The following is an 11,884-nucleotide window of genomic DNA, read 5'->3' as shown; positions in this document are numbered from 1 at the left end:
AGGTGGCCTGAGGATCACGCCGATGCGGACGAACATGAGTGCGGCGTTGCGCCGCGCGGCCGGCGCGCTGCTGGCCGCCGTTGCCCTGGGGGCGCAGGCGATGGAGGACGAGTCGATCTACTCCTACACACTGGTCGAAGCCGGCGCCGGCAAGGTGCGCGGGCAATCCGGCTCGGCGCAGTCGCTGGCCGTTGACGGCTGGGTCGGCGGCGACTTCAACCGCCTGTGGTATCAGCTCGATACCGAACGGCGCGGCGGGCGCATTGAGGCGGCCGAACTGCAGTTGCTCTACGGCCGCTACATCGCGCCGTTCTGGGACGCGCAGATCGGCCTGCGCCGCGATGAGCGGCCCGACCGGCGCAACTACCTGGCGCTCGGCGTGCGCGGGCTCGCACCCTATGCCTTCGATGTCGACCTGAAGCTGTTCGTGCGCGACGACGGCAAGGTCTTCGCCCGCACGCGCTTCGAGAACGAGTTTCTGATCACCAACCGCTTCATCGTCACGCCATCGCTCGGCGTCGAGTGGTCGGCCTCCGACATCGACGCGACGGTTCGTCGCGGCGCCTATCAGGCCGATGTCGGCGTGCAGGCGCGTTACGAGTTCAACCGGCGAGTCGCACCCTACCTGGGCTTGTCGCGCACGTTCTATCCACGGGCGCAGTCCGGCGGGGAGGCCACCGCGACGCAGTGGCGCGCGGGGCTGCGGGTACTGTTTTGACGCAGCCGGCAGCGGACATGATTGATGCTGCCGACATTCTCAGCGCTGCAGTCGTCGGCGGCGATACGTTCGACTGCGTCGTGATTGGCGGCGGGCCCGCCGGGCTGGCTGCAGCAATTCATCTCCGACGGCATGGGCGCGGCGTGCGCTTGGTCGACGCAGGTGCCAGCCGGGCGCAGCGCATCGCGCGTGCCCTCAACGTTGCCGGATATCCCGATGGCGTGGTCGGTGGACATCTGCTCGAGCGGATGCGGCAACACTTGCGCGCAGCGGGCGGGCACGTCACCTACGATTCGGTCGAAGGAATACGACGTTGCTCGGACGGCAGGCTCTTGCTCCGGCTGAGGCATGGAACGCTCCTGGCGCGCAACGTCATCTTGTGTGCCGGGGCCACGGATCCGCCGATCGGATTGCCTGGGATCGACGACGTGGCGTCGGCGAACCTGCTGCGGCGCTGTGCGTGGCAGCATGGAGTCGACGATCTCTTCGGGAAGCGAGTCGGTGTGCTGGGCGAATCGCTCCTCGACGTGCCTGGCATAGCCGATCTGCGGAAGGTGTGTGCGGAGGCGAGGTTCATCGACATCGACAGCGCGGCTGGGAAGGCTGACTACTCGTCATGCCATGCCGGACTCGAGCGTGTGCCCGGCGTCGCACGCCATGTCGCGTTGACTCACAACAAGGGCATCCTCGTGACATGCGACGATGGTCGGGTCCATGAGTTCGACTTGCTGCTTGCAGCATTCGACGCGCAGCCGCGAACGTACCTGGCGAATCAACTGGCTGTTCGGCTCGACGTGCATGGCGCAATCGCGATCGGCCCGACCGGACTCACGAGTGCAGACAATGTGTACGCCGCGGGCGACGTGGCGGGAGGATCGTGCCAGATTGACGTTGCCATCGGCCAGGCAGCGGTAGCCGCCGCAGCCGTGCACGACAGCTTGTAGGTTCAGTTCGATCTTTTCGCCGCCTTCGCGGAGGCCCCAAGAGGTCGCCGAGTTCGCGCAACCGCCCGGATGGCATCGGGTTGAACCGTCGGAAGGTGGCGAGGCGATCGTGCTTCTGTGGCTGGCGTGCGATGACGAGTGTGTCATCGCGGCGTCGGTCTGCGGTTGGTGATGGCTTCTTAGAGTGTTCCTCGTGCGTGCCGTTGCGCACGCCATTGAACGCCGTAAGGAGCCTCGATGAACACGTACATAAGTCGCGCAGCGCTCGCGCTGAAGAACCCGATTCTTGCGGCAACGATTGCCGGCCTCGGACTGTTCCCGTTACAGGGCAATGCCAAGGATTCGCCTCTGGCGACCTACCGATGCGTGGTTTCGGGGCAAGCAGATCAGTGCCATCCGTCCGAGTCGACATCCGATGTTCGGATCGAGAAGCAACTCGTGCTCGGGCCCTATGCGCGCTACCTTGTCTACCGCGGCGAAAGCGCGCGCGCCGCGGCCGCCAGAGCCCAAGCCCTTGGCGAACAGACCGTTGAGCGAACGGTGAGGATCACGAAGAGAGAACTCGATGCTTTCCGGCGATACCAGCGTGCCGTCGGGGGGCTCGCGGAGTCGGACTACATCTACGAGACGGTTTCCGAGGTGGCAGTTGACGCCAGCGCTGTCCAATCCGACTGAATGAAGTCTTGCGCAGTACGCCTGATGGCCGGGTCGATGGACGCCGGGGACCCTGCATGTGCGTGATCGTCAGCCCGGTCGGCGCCCTTGACGATCCTCAAACGGGCCGTGGCCCGGAAGGTGCATACTTGTTTGAATTCTTGAATCAACCGCTCATGTTTCGCAGCCATCGACAGCTTCGCCGCTGGGCCTCCGGGTCCTGTGTGTGTGGCTATTCGGTCTCGGCTTGGGCGTTGCCAACGCATGCTTGGCCGCCCAGCAATTCTCCGGGGGCGGGGACACGTTCCAGGGAGTCGTCGAAGCACAGGCCGCCGACATTGAGGTGGCTCCTGCGGGGTGCGAGCATCACTCGGTCGCAGCGCCGGATCAGTCACAGCACGGTCAGGATGACTCGTCGCCGAAATCGAACTGCGAGAGTTTCTGCGAGCGGGCCGGTGTGACGATCCCGCCGCAGAAGTCCGCTCTCGACAACTACCAGTTCCATGTCCTGCCGCCCCCGATGGCGGCTCTGACGGTGCCGGCGTCCATTGACGTGTCGGCAGATGTGCAGGCGCCGCGCCGGGAAGGCGCAAGGCCCCTGCCGATTCCGATCGCCTTCTTGCGCCTGGCGCTATAGCGGTCACGAGCACGCAGCCGGCCTGTTTTGGCCGCGCAGCTTGCGTGCATCTCGCGTTCTTTCGTCGGCCGTCCTCGAGGACGGCGCCACGGAAGACTGACTGTATCGCCGCCGTGTTCGGACCCCGGATCGCCCATGTGTCCGGCGCTCCGAGCGGCACGCAAGGAGAAGACGAAATGACAACCGTATGGGGTCAAGCGAGTACCGCATGGCCAGACATGCCGCGCTGGGCCGGCTCGCTGCTGATGGGGCTGGTTCTCTGCGCTGCCGGGCCTGTTCCCGCAGTCGCTCAAGACGCGCCGTTGGGGCGCGACCTCCCGGGACTGCTGGCCTACGCCCGAGCCCAGAGCCCTGAGCTCCGGGCCATGCGCGAGGAAGCCGAAGCCGCGGCGCAGCGTGTGGGGCCGGCGGGGGCGCTTCCCGATCCGGTGCTGCGCGTGGAGCTCATGAACATCAACAACTACGGCAATGACGCTTCGCCCAGCCTGCTGCCGTGGAAGGTCGGCGAGACCAAGTACACCTTGATGCAGTCGCTGCCGCTGTGGGGCAAGCGGGAGCTCAAGCGGGACGCCGCCGCCGCGGATGCGCGGCAGGCCGAAGCCCGCACGAATGCGAGCTGGGCCGAGCTGGCAGCTCGAATCAAGGCGGCTCACGCGGAGTACTACCGTGCCGCTGGCAACGAGCGGCTGACCACGGAGGTGCTCGGACTGATGACCCGGCTCGAGCAGGTTGCCCAGGCGCGCTATGCAGGCGGACTGGCCGCCCAGGCCGACGCGATCCGTGCGCAGTTGGAGCAGACGGCGATGCGCTCGGAGTTGATCATGATCGACAGCGAGAAGCGCCAGATTCGCGCCCGGCTGAACGCTCTGCTGGCTCGCGAAAGCGGCGCACCGCTCGCCGACCCCCTGGAACTGCGCGCGGTGCCGACGCTGAACACCGCCGATGCATCGTCGTTGGCAGAGCGGGCGCGGTCGGGCAATCCGCAGCTCCAGGCAGAGCTGGCCCGGGTGTCCATCGCACAGAAGAGTCGTGACCTCACGCAGCGCAATCGCTATCCCGATCTCACCGTCGGTCTGTCCCCTTCGCAGATGGGCTCGCGCATTACCACCTGGGGCGTGATGTTCGAGATGAACATCCCGCTGCAGCAGGAAGCCCGCCGTGGTCAGGAGCGGGAAGCGGAGGCGATGGTCGCCGCGTCGCGGTCGAGAGCCGACGCGCTGCAGCAGCAGCTGGTCGGCGACCTGGCGGTGAACCTGGCCGGGCTCGAGGCCGCACGGCGCAACGAGACTCTGCTGAAGACCCAGCTGCTGCCGCAGTCGGAACTCGGCCTTCAGTCGGCGCTGGCTGCCTACGAGAACGGCAAGGCCGAGTTCGCGATGTTGCTCGAGGCGCAGCGCCAGATTCGCAAGGCCCGTCAGGAGATCCTGAAGACGCAGGTCGAGGCGCAGATGCGCCTGGCCGAGATCGAACGCATTGTGGGAGAAGAACTGTGAAGACCGCCACGACCGTCCTCATGATCGCCCTGATCGGCGCCGTCGGCGCTGGCAGCTACTGGCTGGGCTCGCAGTCGCGCAGCGCCGCGCACTCGTCCGCCAAGGCAAGCCAGGACGCGCCTTCCGCCGCAGCACCGAAGCCGCGCAAGCTGCTGTACTACCGCAATCCCATGGGGCTGGCCGACACCTCGCCAGTGCCGAAGAAGGACCCGATGGGCATGGACTACATCCCGGTCTACGAGGGCGAGGACGAGGCAACGCCCAACGCCGGGCCCGGGGCTGCGGGCCAGGTCCGCATCAGTACCGAGAAGATCCAGAAGCTGGGTGTGCGCACCGAGCCGGCAGGCATGCGCTTGCTCGGCAAGACGATCCGGGCGGCAGGCCGCATCGAGCCGGATGAGCGCCGGACCTTTGCGGTGACCGCGAAGTTCGAAGGCTACGTCGAGCGGCTGCACGTCAGTGCGACCGGCCAACCGGTGGCCAAGGGCCAGCCGCTGTTCGAGGTGTACAGCCCCGAACTGGTATCGGCGCAGCGTGAGTACGCGATCGCCATGCAAGGGCTCGAGGCGATGAAAGAGGCCGGCACGGAGGCGCAGGTGGGCATGCGCCAGCTGGCCGATTCGAGCCTCGCGCGCCTGCGCAACTGGGATCTGTCGGCGCCGCAGGTGGCGGCCTTGATGAAGTCCGGCCAGCCGCAGCGGACGATCTCGTTCCCGTCGCCGGTGTCTGGCATCGTTTCCGAGAAGAAGGCTCTGCAGGGCATGCGCTTCATGCCGGGCGAACTGCTGTACCAGGTGACCGACCTGTCGGCCGTGTGGGTGATCGCCGACGTGGCCGAGCAGGACATCGCTCTGGTCAAGACGGGTGCGAAGGCGCGCGTGACGACCACGGCGTATCCGACCGAGGGTTTCGAGGGACGCGTCACCTACGTCTACCCAACCCTGAAGGCCGAGACGCGCAGCATCCCGGTGCGTGTCGAACTGGCCAACCCCGGGCAACGTCTCAAGCCGGCGATGTTTGCCCAGGTGGAACTCGGTGTCGGTGGCAAGTCGGCGGTGCTGGCCGTTCCAGACTCCGCCGTGATCGACTCCGGCACCCGTCGGATCGTCCTCGTCCAGGTGGGCGAAGGGCGCTTCGAGCCGCGCGAGGTCGAACTCGGCGCGCGGGCGGAGAACTACGTCGAGGTGCTGAAGGGCGTGCGTGACGGTGAGCCGGTCGTCGTGGCCGCGAACTTCCTGATCGATGCCGAGAGCAACCTCAAGGCCGCGGTGGGAAGCCTCGGGGGACACGCGGGGCACGGCAGCCCGGCGGGCGGGGGCGCTGCACCAGCGGCGCCGGAGACGCCGGCAAAGTCGGTGCCGCCGGCGGCGGTCGGCCACAAGGCCGAAGGCACGGTCGACAGCGTCGACGCAAAGAACGGCACGCTGAGCCTCAACCACGGTCCGGTCGCCACGCTGAAGTGGCCGGCCATGACGATGGAGTTCAAGGCCGCCAACGCGTCGCTGCTGAGTGGCCTCAAGCCGGGTCAGGCCGTGCGATTCGAGTTCGTCGAACGGCAGCCGGGTGACTTCGTCGTGACGTCCATCGCCCCGACCGGAGCAGTCCCCAACGTAGCGCCGCAGGCCAAGCCGGCCGCACCGGCGGCAAATGCGGGCAAATCCACCCACTCCGGCCACTGAGCAGGGGGCGCCATGCTGTCCAAGATCATCCAGTGGTCCGGAAGGAATCCCTTCCTGGTCCTGCTCGCAACACTGTTCATCATCATCGGTGGCATCCTGGCCGTTCTGAAGACGCCGCTGGACGCCTTGCCCGACCTGTCCGACGTGCAGGTCATCGTCTACACCGAGTACCCGGGCCAGGCACCCCAGGTGGTCGAGGACCAGGTGACCTACCCGCTGACCACCGCAATGCTGGCGGTGCCGAAGTCGAAGGTGGTGCGCGGCTTCTCGTTCTTCGGGGCCTCGTTCGTCTACGTCATCTTCGAAGACGGGACCGACATCTACTGGGCGCGCAGCCGGGTGCTGGAGTACCTGAACTTTGCGTCCGGGCGACTGCCCAAGGGCGTGTCGCCTTCGCTCGGGCCTGATGCCACCGGCGTCGGCTGGGTGTACCAGTACGCGCTGCTGGCCAAGGACCGCACGCTCGCGGAACTGCGCACCATCCAGGACTGGTATGTGCGCTACCAGCTCACCAAGGCGCCCGGTGTGGCCGAGGTCGCTTCGCTGGGCGGCTTCGTGCAGACCTACCAGGTCACGGTCGATCCGCTCAAGCTGCGCAGCTACGGCATTCCGCTGATGAAGGTGTCTCAGGTCATCCGCGACTCCAACCGCGACGTGGGCGGCCGCGTGGTCGAGATGGCCGAGACCGAGTTCATGGTCCGCGGCAAGGGCTATCTGCGCGGCAAGAACGACATCGAAACCCTGGTGCTCAAGAGCGAGGGCGGCACGCCGGTGCTGATCCGGGACGTCGCACGCGTCGAGATGGCACCCGACGAGCGGCGCGGCCTGTCGGAGCTGAACGGCGAAGGCGAGGTCGTCTCCGGCATCGCGATGTCACGCTTCGGGCAGAACGCGCTGGAGGTGATCCACAACCTCAAGACAAAGGTGGCCGAGATCTCCGCGGGGCTGCCTGACGGTGTGTCGATCCATGCCGTCTACGACCGCTCGGACCTGATCCACCGGGCCATCGACACGCTCAAGCGCACGCTGATCGAGGAGAGCCTGATCGTTGCCGTGGTCTGCGTCGTGTTCCTGATGCACGTGCGCTCGGCGCTGGTTGCCATCCTCATGCTGCCGGTGGGTGTGCTCATCTCGTTCATCGCGATGAAGTTGTTGGGCATGAACTCCAACCTCATGAGCCTGGGTGGCATCGCGATCGCCATCGGCGCGATGGTCGACGCGGCGATCGTGATGATCGAGAACGCGCACAAGCACCTCGAGCGGCTGCCGGCCGTCCACACGGTCAGGCAGCGCGCGGATGCCATGCTCGACGCCTGCAAGGAGGTGGGACCGGCGCTGTTCTTCTCGCTGCTGATCATCACGGTGTCGTTCCTGCCGGTCTTCACGCTCGAGTCGCAGGAAGGGCGGCTCTTCGCGCCGCTGGCCTACACCAAGACGTTCTCGATGGCCGGTGCGGCTCTGCTGTCGGTGACGCTGGTGCCCGTGCTGATGATGTTGTTCATCCGCGGCAAGATCATGCCGGAAGCGAAGAATCCGCTGAACCGCTTCATGATCTGGGTGTACCGCCCGATCATCGCCGGCGTGATGCGCTGGAAGAAGTTGACCATCGCGCTGGCCGTCATCGCCATGGCATTGACCTACTTCCCCGCCTCGAAGCTCGGCAGCGAGTTCATGCCGACGCTCAACGAAGGCACGCTGCTGTACATGCCGGCCTCGCTGCCGGGTATGTCCATCACCAAGGCAGCCGAGGTGCTGCAAACCCAGGACAAGATCATCAAGAGCTTCCCGGAGGTGAGTTCGGTCTACGGCAAGGCAGGCCGTGCGAACACCGCGACAGACCCAGCGCCGATCGAGATGTTCGAAACCGTGATCAACCTGAAGCCGCAGGAAGAGTGGCGGCCCGGCATGACCACCGACAAGCTGATCGCCGAGATGGACAAGGCGCTGCAGTTCCCGGGTGTGTCGAATGCCTGGACGATGCCGATCAAGGCACGCATCGACATGCTGTCCACCGGCATTCGCACGCCGATCGGCATCAAGGTCTTCGGCAAGGATCTCGGCGAGATGGAGAAGCTCGCCAAGCAGATCGAAGCGGTGGTCAAGGCGGTGCCCGGCACGACTTCGGCCTTCGCGGAGCGCCTAACGGGGGGCAGCTACCTGAACATCGAACCCAACCGCGAGGCACTGGCCCGCTATGGCCTTTCGGTCGGTGAACTGCAGGACATCATCGGGACTGCGCTCGGTGGCGAGATGGTCACGACGACGGTCGAGGGGCGCGAACGCTTCGGCGTGACGGTGCGGTACCCGCGCGAGCTGCGCACGCACCCGGAGCAGATCGAGCGCGAGGTGCTGGTGCCCACGATGGGCGGTGCGATGGTGCCGCTCGGCCAGGTCGCGAAGGTGACGGTCGCGCGGGGGACCCCTGGCATCCGCACCGAGAACGCGCTGCTGTCGGCCTACATCTTCGTCGACATCCGCGACCGCGACATCGGCTCGTACGTGGCCGACGCGCGCAAGGCGGTGGCCGACCAGGTGAAGTTCCCGCCGGGCTACTACATCACATGGAGCGGCCAGTTCGAGTACATGGAACGCGCCGTCCAGAAGATGAAGATCGTCATTCCGGTCACCCTGCTGACGATCTTCCTGCTGCTGTACCTGAACTTCAGGCGACTGACCGAGACGCTGATCGTCATGCTGTCGGTGCCCTTTGCGCTGGTGGGCGGCGTGTGGCTGATGTGGTGGCTGGGCTACAACCTGTCGGTGGCCGTCGCCGTGGGCTTCATCGCGCTGGCCGGCGTCGCGGCCGAGACCGGCGTCGTGATGCTGATCTACCTCGACCATGCCTGGGAACAGGCACGCGAGCGCTGCCGAGCCGAGGGGCGTGTTCCGGGCCCGTCCGACCTCTACGGCGCGGTCATGGAAGGCGCGGTCGAGCGCGTGCGGCCGAAGATGATGACGGTGGTGGCCATCATGGCCGGCCTGCTGCCGATCATGTGGGGCAGTGGCACCGGCTCCGAAGTCATGAGCCGCATCGCCGCACCGATGGTCGGCGGCATGATTTCGTCCACGATCCTCACGCTGGGCGTGATCCCGGCGCTGTATGCCCTGGTCAAGCAGTGGCAGCTGAAGCGGGAGGCGCGCCGGTGCGCCTCGGCGGACTCGTCCGTCGGGGATGCCACGCGCACCGAGTTGGTCGAGCCCGCCCCGATTACCTGAGGAGGAAATCATGAAACGTCGCGAGATCCTGCAATGGACCGGCACCCTGGTCGCACTTGCGCCGTGGGCCGCGCGCTCGAAAACGACCGCTGACGAGATCCAGGTGTTCAAGGGCCGATCCTGCGGATGCTGCGCGGTGTGGGTCAGACATTTGCGAGAGGCCGGTTTCGGCGTCGCCGTGGTGGATGTTCACAGCGCGGTTGTCGAGCGCAGGCGGCTTGGCATGCCCGATCGCTACGGCAGCTGCCATACGGCAACGGTCGGGGGCTACGTCCTCGAGGGACATGTGCCGGCAGCGGACATCAGGCGACTGCTGGACACGCGGCCGAAGGCCCTGGGTCTGGCCGTGCCGGGCATGCCCGCTTCAGCGCCGGGCATGGAAGTACCTGGTCGGCACGAGCCCTATCAGGTTCTGCTGGTCGATGCGGCGGAACAGGCCACGGTCTTCGCGAGTCATCGGGGCTGATGGCTCAGGTGCCGCTCACGGGAGGAGCCAGCGCGCTCCGGGCGATCGCGCCCGAGGCGAGCATCGCGCTGTTTGCCCTGCTGGTGAACTTCCCCTGGGAGATGCTGCAAGCGCCCTTGTTCGCGGGTCACGCGCAGGCGCCACATCTCATCGTCGTCCTGAGCTGTCTCCAGGCGACGGTCGGGGATGCGGCGATCATGCTCGTCGCGCACGGGCTCGCCAGTTGGTTCGCCGGCGATCGACGCTGGCTTCTCGCGCCGACCGCCGCCGACCTGGCACGATTGAGCACGACCGGCATCGTCGTGACGGTCGGCATCGAGTGGTTCGCGACGCGGGGCTGGTGGGTGCAGGCGTGGTCGTACTCGGCATTGATGCCGGTCGTGCCCGGACTTGGGGTCGGGCTCGCGCCCTTGGTCCAGTGGTTCATCCTCCCTCCGCTGGTGGCGTGGCTCGCGAAACGCCATCTGCATGGAACGCTTTCCATCGGACGGACACTGCCCGGCCGGGGCTGAAGCAGCATGACAACGGCATCGATCGAAACCTGGACGACGGCAGAAGGTCTCGTCGCAGCGCTTGCAGTGGGTCTCTTGATCGGCGTCGAGCGCGGTTGGCGAGATCGCGATCTGGCCGAAGGCGGCCGCGTGGCAGGGCTTCGCACCTTCGCGCTGGTCGGTCTCCTGGGTGGTGTGCTGGGATCTCTCGCCGCGGACCTGGGTGCCTGGATCCTGCCCGGCGGATTCGTCGGACTGTCGCTGCTGCTGGCCGTGTCGTACCGTGAGGCCGCCCGGAAGACGGGCAATCTGAGCGTGACGACGGCAGTCGCCACCCTGCTGGCTTTCATGCTGGGCGTGCTGGCGGCACGCGGCGCGCCGGCCTTGGCGCTGGCGGCCGCGGTGGTCACGACGGTGCTGCTGAACCTGAAGCCGACGCTGCACGCATGGCTGCAACGCGTCGAGTCTCGTGAGCTCAGCGCGGCTCTGCAATTGCTCGTCCTGTCGGTGGTCATCCTGCCCAACCTGCCGGACGCCGGATACGGGCCCTATCAAGCGCTGAATCCGTACCGACTCTGGTGGGCGGTGGTTCTGATTGCAGGGCTTTCGCTGGCAGGTCACTTCGCGATGAGGCTAACCGGCGCGCAACGCGGCATCTTCCTGACGGGCCTGCTCGGCGGGCTGGCGTCGTCGACTGCGGCGACGCTCGCGCTCGCTCGGCAGGCGCGCCGTCAGCCTGCCCTGGCGGATGCCGCGGCCGCGGGAGCCCTGGCCGCCTGCGGCGTGATGTTCCTGCGCATGGCGGTGCTGGTCGCGTTGATTCAGCCATCGCTGCTGCAACGCCTGGGCGTCCCGATGTTGGTCACGGGCTCGGCCCTGATTCTGTTGGCCAGCTGGCATTGGCGTCGACAACTGAAGTCCGCAGGCCCTGTCGAGGAGGTCGAGCCCGTCGCGACCTTCGACCTGGGCACCGCGCTGGCGTTCGGCGGTTTCCTCGCTGCCATGGCGGTGCTGGTGCCGGCGGCAAGGCAATGGCTGGGAGATGCCGGCATCTACGCCTTGGCGGCAGTCTCCGGGCTGGCCGACGTCGATGCGACGGTGATCTCGATGTCGCGCGCACAGGCAAACGGTGCTTTGAGCGTGGGAACCACCGTCGTGGCGATCGGGCTGACCACGCTGGTCAACATGGGCACGAAGGCCGGCATCGCCTGGACCACCGGTGGCGCCGCGGTGGGGCGGCCCGTGCTGCGCGGGTACGCGATCGGCATGGGGATCGGCGCGCTCGCCGCGTTTGCCGTCATGTTCCTGTGAGCATGGCCGCGCCGGGCGATACGGCGTCGGCGACTAGGAGTGAAGTGCAGCGTTCAACTGGTCGGCGAGCTCCGCCCAATCGGCGTCCTGCCCGATGAGGTCGCGCAGCAGCTGGCGTTGCGACTGCGTCCAGAACTCGGCGTCCTCGATGCGGGTGCCGCCGGGAAGTGGCCGGTGCGTCGATATGAATTGACGGATTCCGTCCTCGCTGGTGGGCAGTCCGAGTTGGGCAAACAACTCCGTGAAGCGGTGAAACGGCTTTTCCATGTCCTGAA

General features: G+C 66.7%; 11 protein-coding genes. 10 read left to right on the top strand and 1 reads right to left on the bottom strand.

Annotation, left to right across the window (positions count from 1 at the left end; genetic code table 11):
• The first annotated feature begins 22 nt into the window (after positions 1–22).
• The 10 genes from x551_RS00760 to x551_RS00715 all read left to right on the top strand — a co-directional run bounded on the left by x551_RS00760 (position 23) and on the right by x551_RS00715 (position 11,609).
• The gene (locus x551_RS00760; protein WP_036228681.1) at positions 23–718 is read left to right on the top strand and encodes a copper resistance protein B; all 696 of its coding nucleotides are present in this window, start codon (positions 23–25) and stop codon (positions 716–718) included.
• A 17-nt stretch (positions 719–735) separates the two neighbouring features.
• Positions 736–1,662 (top strand): FAD-dependent oxidoreductase, encoded by a 927-nt coding sequence (locus tag x551_RS00755; RefSeq protein WP_036228679.1) that lies wholly within the window; start codon positions 736–738, stop codon positions 1,660–1,662.
• 237 nt (positions 1,663–1,899) lie between these two features.
• Positions 1,900–2,337 carry a hypothetical protein gene (locus x551_RS00750; RefSeq protein WP_036247295.1) on the top strand — a complete coding sequence of 146 codons (438 nt, stop codon included), beginning with the start codon at positions 1,900–1,902 and terminating at the stop codon, positions 2,335–2,337.
• A 247-nt stretch (positions 2,338–2,584) separates the two neighbouring features.
• Positions 2,585–2,953 carry a hypothetical protein gene (locus x551_RS00745; RefSeq protein WP_152543353.1) on the top strand — a complete coding sequence of 123 codons (369 nt, stop codon included), beginning with the start codon at positions 2,585–2,587 and terminating at the stop codon, positions 2,951–2,953.
• A 44-nt stretch (positions 2,954–2,997) separates the two neighbouring features.
• Complete coding sequence (locus x551_RS00740) at positions 2,998–4,446, top strand: TolC family protein (RefSeq protein WP_253950261.1); 1,449 nt, start codon at positions 2,998–3,000, stop codon at positions 4,444–4,446.
• Positions 4,447–4,466: 20 nt separating this feature from the next.
• On the top strand, positions 4,467–6,125 hold the full coding sequence (locus x551_RS00735; RefSeq protein ID WP_051511763.1) for an efflux RND transporter periplasmic adaptor subunit: 1,659 nt from the start codon (positions 4,467–4,469) through the stop codon (positions 6,123–6,125).
• Between the two features lie 12 nt (positions 6,126–6,137).
• A complete protein-coding gene (locus x551_RS00730; RefSeq protein WP_051495405.1) occupies positions 6,138–9,341 on the top strand; it encodes an efflux RND transporter permease subunit in 3,204 nt (1,067 codons plus the stop codon).
• Positions 9,342–9,351: 10 nt separating this feature from the next.
• Positions 9,352–9,807 (top strand): DUF411 domain-containing protein, encoded by a 456-nt coding sequence (locus tag x551_RS00725; protein WP_036228675.1) that lies wholly within the window; start codon positions 9,352–9,354, stop codon positions 9,805–9,807.
• Entirely contained in the window at positions 9,807–10,319 is a 513-nt protein-coding gene (locus x551_RS00720; protein ID WP_051495402.1) for a hypothetical protein, read from the top strand. The genes x551_RS00725 and x551_RS00720 overlap by 1 nt, the downstream gene beginning before the upstream one ends.
• 6 nt (positions 10,320–10,325) lie before the next feature.
• Positions 10,326–11,609: an MgtC/SapB family protein gene (locus tag x551_RS00715; RefSeq protein ID WP_051495400.1), complete on the top strand. Its 1,284-nt coding sequence runs from the start codon at positions 10,326–10,328 to the stop codon at positions 11,607–11,609.
• A 33-nt stretch (positions 11,610–11,642) separates the two neighbouring features.
• Here x551_RS00715 and x551_RS00710 read toward each other — a convergent pair whose 3' ends face one another.
• Positions 11,643–11,876, bottom strand: a complete 234-nt coding sequence (locus x551_RS00710; protein WP_036228673.1) for a DUF2789 domain-containing protein — start codon at positions 11,874–11,876, stop codon at positions 11,643–11,645.
• Positions 11,877–11,884: the final 8 nt, after the last annotated feature.

This window comes from Methylibium sp. T29 (assembly GCF_000576205.1).
GTDB classification, from domain to species: Bacteria; Pseudomonadota; Gammaproteobacteria; order Burkholderiales; family Burkholderiaceae_C; genus Methylibium; species Methylibium petroleiphilum.
This window is presented reverse-complemented; position numbering and strand designations above follow the sequence as displayed.